The following is a 15,025-nucleotide window of genomic DNA, read 5'->3' as shown; positions in this document are numbered from 1 at the left end:
TTAATATGTAACATTTAAAAACTACCCTTATGCGATTTTTAAAACATTTTAAAATAATTATTCCAATCTTATTTTTATCATTTCTGGTATCCTGTAACAAGGATAATTCTGCAGCTATGGCTAAAGCCGATCCAACCATCACGGTTCGTTTGGTTGATGCTCCCGGCGATTATGACGCTGTGAATATTAACATCCAGGACGTCATGATAAAAATGGATGACGACAGTGACAGTGAATCTGGATGGATGTCGTTAGACGTAAACCCTGAAACCGTGAACCTTTTAGATTTCACAGGTGGATTTAATAAAGTTTTAGTAGAACGATTTCCTATTCCTGTAGGAACCTTGAGTCAAATGCGTCTCGTTCTTGGCGATGGTAATACTATCGAAATGAGAAACGAAAACGATGAATCTATGACTTATGACCTGAAAACACCAAGCGCCCAACAATCAGGTCTTAAATTAAAGGTCGACGCTGAAATTGAACAAGGCTTTACTTATGATTTTGTGATCGATTTTAATGTTGAAAAATCAATCGTTCACGCCGGAAATTCCGGAAATATCATTCTTAAACCAGTACTCAACGTAAGTGCAGAGGCAAGTTCAGGTATTATTGAAGGAACCGTTTCTCCTGCTGATGTGCCAGCTATGGCATCCGTTTTAGTAGATGATATGGGTGATGATGATCCTTCAAATGATTTCGTGATCTCTGCCTACACTGATGAAAATGGTGCTTTTGCACTATGGGGTGTACCTGCCGGAACTTATGACGTTATGGTTACACCAACCGATGAAAACTCAGATTACAGTGGTGGAAGCGCTTCTGATGTTGTGGTTACTAATGGTGAAATTACTACGATTGCTGAACCCATCGAAATGATGCTTAAACCGGCTACCATTACCGGTACCGTTTCCGGATTAGCAGCTGGCGTAAAAGCCACGATAACGATTAACGATGCCGATAATACATCTGTTGAGACAGATGATAGCGGCGTATACGAAATTACAGATATTGCTCCCGGCGATTATACCGTAACCATAATTGCTGAAGGTTATGTATCACAAGATTTTAACGTAACTCTTGATCCGGACGAAACAGAAACGCTTGATGCGACTTTAGTTGCTCAATAATTCATAGTCAACAGTTACAAAATACTTAAGAGCAAGGCCATTATGGTCTTGCTCTTTTTTTATTAAGGTAATATTAACGCGGTAAAACGCTATATTTTAACCAATTGTTAACAGCTATTAAAGAAAAATTTTAACAATTTGCACTGCCTTTTAGAGGGCAACACCCACTGCTATTATTAAAAACAAAACAGAATGGAAGATACAAGTACAATTGATATCAAGACAATCAACGAAAAAATTGAAAAAGAAAGTGCTTTTGTTGATCTGCTGATGCTGGAGATGAATAAGGTTATTGTTGGACAAAAAGATATGATAGAGCGGCTGCTTATAGGTTTGCTCGGTCAGGGTCATATATTATTGGAAGGTGTTCCCGGATTGGCAAAAACACTGGCTATTAATACCCTCTCGAGAGCGGTACATGGTAGCTTCAGCAGGATTCAGTTTACCCCGGATCTGTTACCTGCCGATGTAACAGGAACCTTGATTTACAATATGAAGGTGAATGATTTTTCAATTAAAAAAGGACCAATCTTCGCGAACTTCGTTTTAGCTGATGAGATAAACAGAGCTCCGGCCAAAGTACAATCAGCATTGCTTGAGGCCATGCAGGAAAAACAAGTCACCATTGGTGATGACACCTTTCCTTTAGACAAACCTTTTTTAGTAATGGCAACACAAAACCCGGTAGAACAGGAAGGAACTTATCCGTTACCGGAAGCTCAGGTAGACCGTTTTATGTTGAAAACGGTTATTGATTATCCAAAGATCAACGAAGAGCAATTGATCATGCGTGCCAATATGAAAGGCGCCTGGGAAAAAGTGAATCCGGTGGTTTCTCTGGAACAGATCTTGAAAGCACAAGAAGCAGTTCGTGAAGTATACATGGATGAAAAAATTGAAAAATACATTTTGGATATCATCTTCGCGACACGCTATCCTGAAAAATATAAACTTGCCGACATTAAACCGTTAATCTCTTTCGGAGCTTCACCACGTGGTAGTATCAACTTAGCGACTGCCGCTAAATGTTACGCCTTTATTAAACGTCGTGGTTATGTGATCCCGGAAGATGTTCGCGCTGTTGTTCATGATGTTCTAAGACATAGAATAGGAATTACCTATGAGGCGGAAGCCGAAAATGTAACTTCAGTAGACCTCATCAACAAGATCGTAAACGAAATTGAAGTACCATAAAATTGTCATTCCCTCATCGGGAACCCTCATTGCATTCTGTTAATTTGAAAGAAGGCGCGTAAAGCGGTATGACAAAGGACTAAAATGGATACTAAAGAATTACTTAAGAAAGTACGTAAAATAGAGATCAAGACACGGCGATTGTCTGATCATATCTTTGGAGGTGAGTATCACTCCACCTTCAAAGGACGTGGTATGACCTTTAGTGAAGTTCGAAGTTATGTATTTGGTGATGATGTTCGGAATATCGACTGGAACGTTACCGCACGCTATAACGAGCCCTTTGTTAAAGTATTTGAAGAAGAACGCGAACTCACCATGATGCTCATGGTAGATGTTTCGGGTTCTGAACTTTTTGGTACAGAGCAACAATTTAAAAATGATGTGATTACTGAAATTGCCGCAACCCTGGCTTTTTCAGCAACACAGAACAATGATAAAATTGGTTTGATTTTATTTTCTGATAAGATCGAATTGTACATTCCGCCTAAAAAAGGGCGCTCTCACGTGCTTCGAATTATTCGTGAACTCCTGGAATTTGAACCTGAAAGCAAACAGACCGATATTGTAGAAGCTCTAAAATTCATGCAAAACGTCATGAAGAAAAAAGCGATCGTATTTATTCTTTCGGATTTCATTTCTGAAGATTATGATCATACCATGAAGATCGTGGCCAAAAAACACGACGTTACCGGAATTCGGGTATACGATAAACGTGAAGAAAGCATCCCCAACATTGGGATGGTACAAATGCAAGATGAAGAAACCGGCGAATCGCTATTGATCAATACCAGCTCTAAAAGCGTTCGTAGAAATTATGAAAAATTTTATCGGGACAAAGTGGCCTATTACAAAGAGAGTTTTGCCAAATCGGGAGCAGGAACCATAGATTGCCGTGTAGACGAAAGCTATGTAAAAAAATTATTAGGCTATTTTAAAAAACGGGCTTAAGTATATAAAAATGGAGTATTTGAAAGGATTTAATAGTAATTTGAAGCCAAGGCTTTTTGGTAAGGATTTGCCCTGGAAAATCGTGTTGTCTCTTTTAATATACTTCAGCTTTTTTGGAAAAGCTCAAGCTCAAGTAGCCGCTGCTGTAGATTCTACAACGGTAAAAATCGGTCAGCAGATCAGCTACAATATTTCGGTGAAAACCGATAGTACCAGATTGGTGGTGTTTCCGGCAGGCAAAGAATTTGCTCCGTTGGAAATGATCAATTCCTATCCGGTAGACACCTTAAAAAGTAACGACGAATACCGACTTATAAAAAAATACGGTTTAACTCAATTTGATTCCGGACATTATACCATCCCAAGACAAAAAGTGCTCATTGGGGATCAGACCTTTTACACAGATTCTCTTCAGGTCGTTGTAAATACTATCGCAGTAGACACTACCAAACAAGGTTTGTACGATATAAAACCCATTATCCAGGTGGAAAAAGCACCAAGCCAATGGTGGAAATACGCCTTGATCATTTTAGCAATTTTAGCGCTTGCTGCCTTTTTAATGTATTGGTTCATCTGGCGGAAAAAACCGCTTACAGAGGATGAAATTGCACTTTTACCTCCGTATGATCGTGCCAAATTAGCATTGAAAAAACTGGACGAAAGTCCGTATTTGGAACAGCAGAACTTGAAAGATTATTACTCCGAACTTACCTTCATTATTAGAAAATATTTAGACGAAAAAGTTTACGACCGTGCTTTGGAAAGTACTACCGGCGAACTTATAGATCGGTTGAATCTTCTCAGAGATGGCAATCAGTTTGGAATCAGTAATGAAGACATTGAAAATCTGGAAAGGATCTTACGACGCGCCGACCTTGTAAAGTTTGCAAAATCGGCTCCGGATATAGAATTGGCAAAACTGGATCGGAATACCATTGATGCAGAGATCGATCATGTTAAAGAAGCCTTACCTGAACCAACAGAAGAAGAAAAATTGTTGGATGAACAGTATCGCAAAGCATTAGAGCGTAAAAAGAGACGCAAAAAAATCATCCTTACAGTTGCTGCTACCCTGTTTGTACTTATTGCCACCTACGTAGGTTTTTCTTTAAAATACGGTTTTGTTTATGTGAAGGATACCATTATAGGTCATGAAAGCAAGGAACTTTTAGAAGAGCAATGGGTAACCAGCCAGTACGGTGCGCCACCAATTACGATCAGTACACCAAAGGTTTTGGGTCGAGAGCAAGCCCAAATACCAAAAGCCTATCAAGGCAAAATGAAGGTAAATACTTTTGGTTATGAAAATCCCGGCCGTATAAGTATCATGCTCTCAAACGCAGTGCTTACGCAGCCACAAGACAGTTTAAATCTTAATCAAGTAATAGATGGCACGCTAAAAAGCCTGGAAAGCAGAGGTGCTCAAAATATAATTACAAAAAGAGAAAAATTTGCTACGCCTAATGGTGCTGAGGGTTTAAAAACTTATGGTTCACTGGAAATTCCCATGGGTAAAAGTGATAGCCATATGGCAGGTAAATATGCCCTTCTCACCTTTACCAGCGAGAACCGGGTGATCCAACAAATTTTGATCACCTGGAAAAAAGATGATTCCTATTTGGATGAAATTGCTCAGCGCGTTATGAGCTCTGTTGAACTTGTTAAAGCAAAAGACTGATGTTTGGAAATTTAGAATTTCATAATCCCGAGTTTTTCTGGTTGCTTTTGGTCTTACCACTGGCTATGCTGTGGTACGTTTTAAAAAAGAAAAAGCAAACTGCTGAGCTTAAGGTTTCCAGTTTAAAAGGCTTTAAAGTTACCCGTTCATCATTACCAAAATTAAAGCATGGTCTGTTTATTTTAAGATTGTTAGCACTTGGATTACTTATTGTTGCTTTAACCAGACCTCAAACTGTTGATGTATCGACAAAAACCAAAACAACGCGTGGTATTGATATTGTTATGGCCATCGACGTTTCTGCCAGTATGCTGGCAAAGGATTTATTGCCAAATCGATTAGAAGCTTTGAAAAAAGTGGCGTCAGAATTCATCAAGGGGCGTCCTAATGACCGTATCGGTTTGGTGGAATACGCCGGAGAAGCTTACACCAAAACCCCAATTACCAGCGATAAGGCTATTGTGCTTCGATCCTTAGACGATATTAAATACAACACCATTATTGAAGGTGGTACCGCCATTGGTATGGGTTTAGCCACTGCTGTAAACCGATTAAAGGACAGCAAAGCTAAAAGTAAAGTAATCATTCTATTAACCGATGGCGTTAATAACTCCGGTTTTATCGATCCTAAAATTGCTAGTGAACTCGCTCAGGAATACGGTATTAAAGTTTATACGATTGGAATTGGTACCAACGGTATGGCTCTTTCGCCGGTTGCCATTGATAGCCGCACGGGACAGTTTCAATATGGCCGTGTTAAAGTTGAAATTGATGAAGCACTGCTGAAAGATATCGCCAACACAACAGGCGGACGTTATTTTAGAGCTACCAATAATCAAAAATTAGAAGAAATATATAACGAAATAAATAAGCTGGAGAAAACCAAAGTAGAAGAATTTAAATATTCAAACTACGATGAATTATTCCGACCGCTGGTTATTGTTGCCGGTTTGTTATTACTATTAGAGTTTTTATTGCGAAACACCATTTTTAGAAGTTTCGTTTAAAAAGTCAGGAAAAAGAAATTAAGTCATGCAGTTAGATGAAAAAATATGGTTTTGGACGTTAGGGATTATTCCGGTGATCCTGCTGATTTTCTTTGTGCTTCAATTGTGGAAAATAAGAGCTCAGAAAAATTTTGCGGATAAAGCCTTATTGAATCGTTTAAGCCCGAATAAATCCTTTTTTAAATCGGTTGCAAAGATCATTTTACTTTGTCTGGCCTTTGCTTGTTTGAGTATCGCTCTGGTAAATCCTAAAATAGGAACCAAACTTGAAACCGTGAAACGGGAAGGCGTGGATATTGTATTTGCTGTAGACGTTTCTAAAAGTATGCTGGCTGAAGACGTAGCTCCAAATCGTTTAGAGAAATCAAAACAATTAGTAACTCAGATCATCAACAATTTGGCAAGCGACCGCGTTGGAATTATTGCCTACGCCGGAAAAGCATTTCCTCAGTTACCGATAACCACGGATTATGCTTCGGCAAAAATGTTCCTGAACAACATGAATACTGATATGTTGTCCTCACAAGGAACGGCGATCAATGAAGCTATTAAACTGGCATCAACCTACTTTGATGATGAGAGTCAGACCAACAAGGTACTTATCATTATTTCTGATGGAGAAGATCACAGCCAGGAAGCTGTTGATATGGCAAAACAGGCACATCAGGAGGATGGTATTCGCATTTTCACCATTGGTGTGGGAACAAAAAAAGGAGGTCCGATTCCAATAAAAAGTAATGGCGTTGTTTTGAATTATAAAAAAGACAGCAACGGTGAAACAGTAATTACGCATTTAAATGAAGAAACCTTGGAAGGCATTGCGCAACAAGGACAAGGCGTTTACATCAACGGGAAAAGTACCACAAATGTGGTGGATCAAATAAAAGATGTTTTGAATAAAATGGATAAAACAGAATTTGAATCGAAGCAATTTGCCGATTTCAAAGATCAGTTCCAATGGTTTATTGGTTTTGCTATATTCTTTTTGCTGTTAGATATTTTGTTTTTAGAACGCAAAACAGCCTGGCTGAAAAAATTAAATTTGTTTAATGAGAATTAAGGAGCCTATTCGACTTAAAGCCTTGCTATTATGGGATATTTTATAAAATTTTTAACGATAATTTCATTTGATGTTTTCTATATTCGAGTAACCCGTTCCACTATGATGCGTTACAGTTTATTTTTCATATTACTAAGTTTTGGATTGCATGCCCTAGCTCAAGAGGCCCCAAAAGCAGAAGTTACCAAAGCCGACATCAAGGCTCAGAAAAAAGCCCAGCAAATGGTTTATGAAGGTAACACACTTTTGAGTAATGATAAATTCACTAAAGCTGAAATGGAATATCGTAAAGCCATTTCGGAACAATCCGATAATATAGCAGGTTTATACAATCTGGGAAATTCATATTACAAAAATGGATTATATGATGAAGCCCTGTTAAGACAACAGGAAGTCCTGAAACATGCACAAACCAAGGCGCAAAAGCATATGGCCTACCACAATATCGGGAACATTTTAATGAAAAATAAAAAATGTAAAGAAGCCGTTTCCGCTTATAAAGATGCTTTACGAAATGATCCTTCCGATGATGAAACACGTTACAATCTGGTTTTAGCTCAAGACTGTGCGAAGAAACAGGAGCAGCAAAATAAAAACGATAAGAACAAGGATAAAAAGGATCAGGACAAAGACAAAAAAGATCAAAATAAAGACAAGGACCAGCAGAATAAAAACGACCAGAACAAAGACAAGAAAGATCAAGATAAAGATCAAAAAAATAAGGATAATAAAGACCAGGGAAAAGACAAAAAGGACGATCAGGGTAAGCCTAAGGACGATAAAAAAGACCAGGGAAAAGGTGACCAACAAGATCAAAAAAATCAGCAACCTCCTAAACCCAGACAAGGTCAATTATCACCTCAGCAAATTAAGAACCTCCTGGAAGCCATGAACAATCAGGAGCAAAAAGTTCAGAAAAAAATAAATGCTGAGAAACAAAAAGGTATTAAAGTAAAAACAGATAAAGACTGGTAGAAATTTATTTTCCAGTTTTGTTTTAACCAAAGAAATGACGCAACTTAAACACATACTTATCACCCTTTTGGTGTTTACAACCGGAATCGTTTCCGGTCAGGTGGAGTTTAAAGCCAATGTGAGTAAAACAACGCTAGGTATCAACGAGCGTTTGCGCATAGAATTTGAAATGAATAAGGATGGTGACAATTTCAATCCACCCGACTTTTCAGACTTTAATGTTATTGGTCCTCAGCAATCCGTAAGTAATTCATGGATCAATGGCGTACGTACCTTTAAAAAAACCTATACTTATTTTTTAACACCAACCAAGCGTGGTACATTCACCATTGGTCAGGCCTCTATTACTATTGACGGCCAGGTGTATAAAACCATTCCTCAAAAAATTACAGTAACAGCAGCTGTTGACAAACCCTCGGATCCCAACGATCCAAATTATGTGGCTTCTGAAAATATTCATTTAGTTGCCGAGGTTTCCAAAACCAACCCTTATCTCAACGAGGCCATTACAGTAGTTTACAAATTATATGTATCCCCTCGTGTTCAGGTAGATACCTGGAACGAAAAGGATTCACCACGTTATAATGATTTTTGGAGCCAGAATATAGACACTCAAAATCAAAGAGTACAAACGGAGACCTATAATGGCGAAACCTATCGCTCATTGATCCTTCGAAAAACCGTGTTATACCCACAAAAAACAGGCAAACTGAATATTGAGCCTTTAGTTTTAGATATGGCTTTGCGAGTTCCCACCAATCGCCGGGATATTTTTGGCAATTATTTGCTCACACGGGTAAACCGAACTATTGCTGCCGGAAACAAAACTATTGATGTAAAACCATTACCAGAAAAAGGAAAACCGGCCGATTTTACAGGTGCTGTAGGGGATTACAGTTTTGATGTTAGCAGTACAAAGAACACTTTGAATGCCGGTGAATCATTGCAAATTAAAGTAGAAGTAAAAGGTAATGGAAACCTGAAGTTATTTAAATTACCAAAAGTATCATTACCAAGCTCTCTGGAGGTTTACGAACCCGAGCACAAAGAAAATATCAGCACCAATCTGGGTGGTATGAGCGGCAATGTTTCAGATACCTATACGGTAGTTCCACAGTACAAAGGCAAATATCCCATACCTAGTATTTCATTTTCATATTTTGATCTGAAATCTCAAACTTATAAAAGACTTTCTTCAGACGAAATGGTTGTTGATGTTAAAGAAGGACCGTTGAATAATGCCGATGCACAAGCCCAAAATGCTTTGAACAGTGGTGCGAAACAACCTGTAATGCTGAACAAAGATCAGTTTGCATTCATTAAGACGAAAACTAATTTTGTTAGCAACGATGCTGAACCATTTTTCAATACACGTTTGTTCTGGATCTTATTGCTTTTACCTTTTATTGCCATTCCGATCGCTATTTTAATACGTCGAAACAAAGCTATTCGTGATGCCGATGTTCGTGGTAATAAGATCAGAAAGGCCGATAAACTGGCGAAAAAATATTTGAGCGCTGCTAAAAAATCTCTGGGTAAAAAAGAAGCCTTTTACATTGCTTTGGAAAAAGCTGTACACAATTATTTAAAAGCTCGAATTCATATTGAAACCAGTGAATTAAGTAAGGATAAGATCAGTGAATTACTCCGAGAACGTCAGGTAGAACCCGATGTCATCAAAGATTTTCTGAGCATTATTGAAAGTTGTGATCTGGCACGTTATACCCCGATGACGGTTGTAACCATGCAGGAAGATTATGAGAAAGCCTCGAAAACCATTTCTTTAATCGATAAACAAGCTCGTTAGAAATGAAAAAGTTTTTATTCTACATAAGCATTTTATTTAGCGTGCACATGATGGCGCAAGATAATAATACGGCACTTTTTAACGAAGCAAACGACCTTTACAATAAAGGAAAATATGCTGAAGCTATAGATAAGTACCGCACTATTTTAGATCATAATATGCATTCCTCGGAGTTGTATTTTAACCTGGCCAATGCCAATTACAAGCTCAATAATATCGCGCCGAGTATATATTACTATGAAAAGGCCTTGCAACTCGATCCGGATGACAAAGACATAAAAAATAATTTGGCTTTCGCCCGAAATATGACCATTGATGCCATTGATAGCATTCCGGAAGTAGGATTATCTAAAGTGGTTCATAATACCACAAATCTCTATACCACTGATACGTGGGCTTACATCAGTGTGGTGGCTGTAATTTGTTTTGTGATCTTATTTTTGATTTATCACTTTTCATATGAAACGCTTAGAAAACGTACCACGTTTATATTAAGTTTGGTAGCCATAGGCGTTGCAGTGATCTCTTTATCTTCTGCCTTTTACCGCCATACACTAGAAAAAAACAATCATCCTGCGATTGTTTTTGCGAAAGAAAGTAAGGTTAAAAGTGAACCCAATGTGCGCAGTGAAGAATCTTTCCGACTTCACGAAGGCACCAAACTACAGGTAACTGATACGATTGGAAACTGGTCTGAGATCAAGTTGTCTGATGGAAAAACCGGTTGGATCTCAAATCAGGATATTAGAATGTTGAAGCGTTAAAAGACTTCTTCTTTCGATCCTTTTTTGTTCTTAATTACGAGCGTCATTTTTTTGCTGGTCAAATTCTTTCTATTTTTAAGATATTGAAATAAAAAATCAAGTGTAAAGTTTTAATATTTACTAATTTTACACCCTAATTTTATTGCCTAATATGGGAAAATACAAAATTGCTGTAGTTCAATTAAATCTGAACGACACGCCAAAAAATAACCTTGAAAAATGTACAACGTGGGTCAAAAAAGCAGCCAAAGAAGGCGCTGAAGTAATCTGCCTGCCCGAACTATATAGCAGTCATTATTTCTGCCAAAGTGAAGATGTCTCCAATTTTGAATTGGCGGAACCTTTATATAGTACCTCCTTTAAAGCCTTTAGTGCTTTAGCCAAGGCATTAGGCGTGGTTATTATTGTGCCGTTCTTTGAAAAACGCATGGCAGGTATTTACCATAACAGTGCTTACATTATAGACACTGACGGATCGGAAGCCGGATTATATCGCAAGATGCATATTCCGGATGATCCTCATTTTTATGAAAAATTCTATTTCACGCCAGGTGATCTCGGTTTCAAATCCATAAAAACCAAAAAAGGAAATATCGGCACCCTAATTTGCTGGGATCAATGGTATCCGGAAGCAGCCCGGCTTACTGCTTTAAAAGGAGCGGAAGTCCTATTCTATCCTACCGCAATAGGTTGGCATCCCGGAGAAAAAGAACAATATGGCACCAACCAATATGGCGCCTGGATGAATGTTATGAAAGGGCATGCCGTGGCCAATGGTATTTATGTAGCAGCAGCGAACCGCATTGGTTTGGAACAATATGTTCCGAATACCGACGGTATTGAATTTTGGGGTGCTTCATTTATTGTAGGCCCTCAAGGTGAAATCCTTGCTCAGGCTTCACACGATAGGGAAGAGATTTTAATGGCTGAAGTGGATCTTGACCTTCAGGAAAACGTCCGTCAGAATTGGCCATTCTTCAGAGACCGTCGTATCGATGCGTTTGGTGACCTTACAAAAAGAGCCCTGGACGAATGAGACGATTTCCGGCAGAATGGGAACCACAGCAAGGTATCCTCTTGTGTTTTCCTCACAATGGAAAAGACTGGCCTGGAAAATTTCAGGCTATACAATGGGCATTTGTAGAATTCATTAAGAAGGTTACAACTTACGAATCATTATTTTTGATTGTAGTTGACAATTCACATCAATCTAAAGTGATCAGCATGTTGGAGCGCGCCCATGTTGACCTTAAAAAAATCACTTTTATTTCACAAAAAACCAACCGCAGCTGGATGCGCGATTCGGGTCCAATTATCGTAAAGAACGGTTCAAAACGCGAAGCCTTGAATTTTAATTTTAACGGTTGGGCGAAATACAAAAACTACCGTCTAGATAAGCACGTTCCTGAAAAAGTGGCTGAAACTCTCAATGTTCCTTTAACTCAGGTAATGTATAAAGGCAAACCAGTAGTCCTAGAAGGCGGAGCTATTGATGTGAACGGAAAAGGCACCTTGTTGACCTCTGAAGAATGCTTGTTGCATCCTTCCATTCAGGTGCGTAATCCCGGATTTACTAAAGCCGATTACGAAACTATTTTCAAAGAATTTTTAGGCGTTACAAATACCATTTGGCTCGGCGATGGCATCCGTGGCGATGATACCCATGGCCACATCGATGATCTCTGTAGATTTGTGAATGAGGATACGATTGTTACGGTGGTTGAAAAGGATAAAAGTCACCCGAATTATGCTCCGCTTCAAGATAATTTAGATCGTTTGCATAATGCCTCTTTGGAAAATGGAAAAAAGCCGAATATTGTGACTTTACCAATGCCTAAGGATATCCTTTTTGAAACCATTAATTTACCCGCCAGTTACGCTAACTTTTTGATCTTGAATAATAGTGTATTGGTACCTGTTTTTAATGATCCCAACGATAGGGTCGCATTGAATATCATAGCGGAATGTTTCCCCAAACGCGAGGTGATCGGTATCAGTGCTATTGATATTATCTGGGGCTTTGGAACCTTGCATTGTTTAAGTCAGCAAATCCCTGAATAAGTTCCAAAAAGACTTAATTTTTATTTATCTCTCCTACAACCACAAGGTGTACTATTAATCAGGAGATTACATTTTATTTTACTAAAATAGCACTATATTTAGGGTATTATCATGCCTTAGGATGTACAAAAAAACACTTACGATCATATTATCTTTAACCTTTTTGGTGCTTTTGCTAACACCCACTATGACGCTGTTGTTTGATCGAAAAGTTCATGTCGTTTTAATGGATGATACCTCAGCGGAAACCGAAAACGGCCCTGAAAATATTAATGAAATCGATTTGTCGTTTCAAGATTTGTCAAACAGATCAACCGAAAATTATCATCTTGCAAAACAAAAATCATTATTCCATCTTTATACGAGTTACTCCAAACCCTATTTGAGTTTAATCTTTCCACCCCCACGCCTGAAAACCACTTAGGAGTTAAGCCTGAATATTCGGCGTTCTAAGAATTAAAAACACCCTGAATTCGCATCGTATTCATTGTTAAATAACATTTAGCAACCAAAAAATAATCAACAAACTAAAACTCAAAATGAAACACTTTTTTTCTAATCTCAAAGGTGATGCCTTTGGTGGTATTACCGCAGGTATTGTAGCTTTACCTCTGGCTCTGGCTTTTGGTGTTTCCTCGGGCCTGGGTCCAACCGCAGGGCTTTACGGTGCTATATTCATAAGTTTTTTTGCAGCACTTTTTGGAGGAACTAACACCCAGATATCAGGTCCAACCGCCCCAATGACGGCAGTTAGTATGGTTGTTATTGCAACTATAATCGCTGCCAACGACGGTGATATCGATAAGGCCTTACCTGTTATTCTTACTGTATTTTTATTGGCAGGTTTTATGCAAATCGGATTTGGTGTAATAGGCTTAGGAAAATACATTCGGTATATCCCGTATCCGGTAGTTTCAGGTTTTATGACAGCCATTGGGGTCATTATCCTGCTTACCCAAATCTCTCCATCATTGGGTTATTATCCTAAAGAAGACAAAGCCTATGTTGAAACTTTCAAACCTCAGGCTGAAGAGGTTATTCTGGAAAACATTTTAAAGGAGGAAGCCGGTGAAGGCATTTTAGTGCTAGAAAACTTTAAAGAAACTATACGGCGTGCACAACAAAGCACTGCAGCCGATATTTATAAAGAATCTCAAACGTTGGCTGGTAAAGAAGCCTCAGGTGCTTTAGGCGCTTTAAAAATCTTGCCCAAGGCACTACAAAATATTAATTGGCTAGAATTACTATTGGCTTTGGGAACTATATTTATTATTTATGGTTTTAAGCGGATCACAAAGGCTGTACCAAGCACACTTGTAGCCTTGCTAGTGATGTCTGGCATTGCTGTTGGTTTTGGTTTGAATTATCGCCCCATAGAAGCCATACCAAGTGGTTTGCCAATGCCTAATCTCGAAATTTTTAGCAGTTTTAATCTGAGTAGTATTACACCTTATATTTTCACCGCTTTAACCCTGGCGCTTTTAGGAGCAATCGATTCTCTGCTTACCAGCGTAGTAGCAGACAACATGACCAAAACCAAACACAAACCTAATAAGGAATTAGTTGGTCAGGGCATTGGTAACAGTATCGCCGCTGTATTTGGTGGCATTCCCGGGGCCGGAGCAACCATCAGAACGGTAGTGAATATTTCATCGGGCGGTAAAACCAAATTATCCGGGATGATCGCCGGAGTGATGCTATTAATTATCCTTTTAGGTCTGGGGCCAATAGCCTCCAGGATACCGGCTGCTGTATTGGCCGGAATCCTGATTACAGTTGGTATTGGCGTGATGGATTATAAAGGCTTAAAAGCCATTGGAAGTTTACCAAAAGATATTTCACTCGGACCAATAAAATTCAGTTCTGAAGTACTTATTATGCTCATTGTACTTGGTCTTTCAACATTCTGGAATCTGGTTTATGCTGTAGGTATTGGTTTGATCATTGCCTCATTGCTATTCATGAAAAAAATTGGTGATCTCACGGGTAAGCGCAGTAAAGTAAAACCTCTTAACGTTGAAAATAATTTACCAGGTGAGTTTCCTGCGAGCCTTCAGGACAAAGTATTTATAAAACATATTAAAGGCCCTTTATTTTTTGGATCAACAAGTGATTTTCAACAATTGGCAGCACAAATTCCCGAAACGGCTCTGGTGGTTATTTTCAGGCTGGGACGCATGCAATATATGGATCAGTCGGGGCTTTATGCTCTGGAAGATATGCTTCTGGAACTTAGCCATAAAAACATTCAAATACTTTTCGTAGGTTTGTTAAAGCAGCCCAGATACATGATGGAGCGTATTGATATCATTCCGGATTTAGTCCCTGTTGATCACCTTTTTAACGATCTTAACAACTGTTTGAAATGGGTAAAACAAAATGAATTAACTTCTTAAAT

General features: G+C 38.6%; 13 protein-coding genes. All 13 read left to right on the top strand.

The window, feature by feature from the left end; translation table 11 throughout:
• The first annotated feature begins 29 nt into the window (after positions 1-29).
• On the top strand, positions 30-1,130 hold the full coding sequence (locus ABD682_RS04200; RefSeq protein WP_344739328.1) for a DUF4382 domain-containing protein: 1,101 nt from the start codon (positions 30-32) through the stop codon (positions 1,128-1,130).
• A 192-nt stretch (positions 1,131-1,322) separates the two neighbouring features.
• Positions 1,323-2,324, top strand: coding sequence for an AAA family ATPase (locus tag ABD682_RS04195; RefSeq protein ID WP_344739326.1), 1,002 nt, complete (start codon positions 1,323-1,325; stop codon positions 2,322-2,324).
• 84 nt (positions 2,325-2,408) lie between these two features.
• On the top strand, positions 2,409-3,275 hold the full coding sequence (locus ABD682_RS04190) for a DUF58 domain-containing protein (RefSeq protein WP_344739324.1): 867 nt from the start codon (positions 2,409-2,411) through the stop codon (positions 3,273-3,275).
• Between the two features lie 10 nt (positions 3,276-3,285).
• Complete coding sequence (locus ABD682_RS04185; protein WP_344739322.1) at positions 3,286-4,953, top strand: hypothetical protein; 1,668 nt, start codon at positions 3,286-3,288, stop codon at positions 4,951-4,953.
• Positions 4,953-5,960 carry a vWA domain-containing protein gene (locus ABD682_RS04180; protein ID WP_344739319.1) on the top strand — a complete coding sequence of 336 codons (1,008 nt, stop codon included), beginning with the start codon at positions 4,953-4,955 and terminating at the stop codon, positions 5,958-5,960. Before ABD682_RS04185 ends, ABD682_RS04180 begins: the two co-directional genes overlap by 1 nt.
• 25 nt (positions 5,961-5,985) lie before the next feature.
• Entirely contained in the window at positions 5,986-7,020 is a 1,035-nt protein-coding gene (locus ABD682_RS04175; protein WP_344739317.1) for a vWA domain-containing protein, read from the top strand.
• Between the two features lie 30 nt (positions 7,021-7,050).
• On the top strand, positions 7,051-7,995 hold the full coding sequence (locus tag ABD682_RS04170; protein WP_344739315.1) for a tetratricopeptide repeat protein: 945 nt from the start codon (positions 7,051-7,053) through the stop codon (positions 7,993-7,995).
• A gap of 34 nt (positions 7,996-8,029) precedes the next feature.
• Positions 8,030-9,802, top strand: coding sequence for a BatD family protein (locus ABD682_RS04165; RefSeq protein WP_344739313.1), 1,773 nt, complete (start codon positions 8,030-8,032; stop codon positions 9,800-9,802).
• A gap of 2 nt (positions 9,803-9,804) precedes the next feature.
• The gene (locus ABD682_RS04160) at positions 9,805-10,566 is read left to right on the top strand and encodes a tetratricopeptide repeat protein (protein WP_344739311.1); all 762 of its coding nucleotides are present in this window, start codon (positions 9,805-9,807) and stop codon (positions 10,564-10,566) included.
• A gap of 151 nt (positions 10,567-10,717) precedes the next feature.
• Positions 10,718-11,602, top strand: a complete 885-nt coding sequence (locus ABD682_RS04155) for a carbon-nitrogen hydrolase (RefSeq protein ID WP_344739309.1) — start codon at positions 10,718-10,720, stop codon at positions 11,600-11,602.
• On the top strand, positions 11,599-12,627 hold the full coding sequence (locus ABD682_RS04150) for an agmatine deiminase family protein (protein ID WP_344739307.1): 1,029 nt from the start codon (positions 11,599-11,601) through the stop codon (positions 12,625-12,627). The genes ABD682_RS04155 and ABD682_RS04150 overlap by 4 nt, the downstream gene beginning before the upstream one ends.
• Positions 12,628-12,748: 121 nt before the next feature.
• A complete protein-coding gene (locus tag ABD682_RS04145) occupies positions 12,749-13,051 on the top strand; it encodes a hypothetical protein (RefSeq protein WP_344739305.1) in 303 nt (100 codons plus the stop codon).
• Between the two features lie 115 nt (positions 13,052-13,166).
• Positions 13,167-15,023, top strand: a complete 1,857-nt coding sequence (locus tag ABD682_RS04140) for a SulP family inorganic anion transporter (RefSeq protein ID WP_344739303.1) — start codon at positions 13,167-13,169, stop codon at positions 15,021-15,023.
• Positions 15,024-15,025 lie beyond the last annotated feature (2 nt).

It is taken from the genome of Gaetbulibacter aestuarii, from assembly GCF_039537665.1.
GTDB classification, from domain to species: Bacteria; Bacteroidota; Bacteroidia; order Flavobacteriales; family Flavobacteriaceae; genus Gaetbulibacter_A; species Gaetbulibacter_A aestuarii.
Note: the sequence above shows the minus strand (reverse complement) of the source record. Positions and strands in the feature narration are given on the sequence as shown.

Coding starts and splice junctions, on each gene's coding strand:
- ABD682_RS04155 (WP_344739309.1), top strand. CDS start 10,718: ATGGGAAAATACAAAATTGCTGTAGTTCAATTAAATCTGAACGACACG.
- ABD682_RS04160 (WP_344739311.1), top strand. CDS start 9,805: ATGAAAAAGTTTTTATTCTACATAAGCATTTTATTTAGCGTGCACATG.
- ABD682_RS04170 (WP_344739315.1), top strand. CDS start 7,051: ATGGGATATTTTATAAAATTTTTAACGATAATTTCATTTGATGTTTTC.
- ABD682_RS04185 (WP_344739322.1), top strand. CDS start 3,286: ATGGAGTATTTGAAAGGATTTAATAGTAATTTGAAGCCAAGGCTTTTT.
- ABD682_RS04145 (WP_344739305.1), top strand. CDS start 12,749: ATGTACAAAAAAACACTTACGATCATATTATCTTTAACCTTTTTGGTG.
- ABD682_RS04140 (WP_344739303.1), top strand. CDS start 13,167: ATGAAACACTTTTTTTCTAATCTCAAAGGTGATGCCTTTGGTGGTATT.
- ABD682_RS04195 (WP_344739326.1), top strand. CDS start 1,323: ATGGAAGATACAAGTACAATTGATATCAAGACAATCAACGAAAAAATT.
- ABD682_RS04150 (WP_344739307.1), top strand. CDS start 11,599: ATGAGACGATTTCCGGCAGAATGGGAACCACAGCAAGGTATCCTCTTG.
- ABD682_RS04190 (WP_344739324.1), top strand. CDS start 2,409: ATGGATACTAAAGAATTACTTAAGAAAGTACGTAAAATAGAGATCAAG.
- ABD682_RS04165 (WP_344739313.1), top strand. CDS start 8,030: ATGACGCAACTTAAACACATACTTATCACCCTTTTGGTGTTTACAACC.
- ABD682_RS04175 (WP_344739317.1), top strand. CDS start 5,986: ATGCAGTTAGATGAAAAAATATGGTTTTGGACGTTAGGGATTATTCCG.
- ABD682_RS04180 (WP_344739319.1), top strand. CDS start 4,953: ATGTTTGGAAATTTAGAATTTCATAATCCCGAGTTTTTCTGGTTGCTT.
- ABD682_RS04200 (WP_344739328.1), top strand. CDS start 30: ATGCGATTTTTAAAACATTTTAAAATAATTATTCCAATCTTATTTTTA.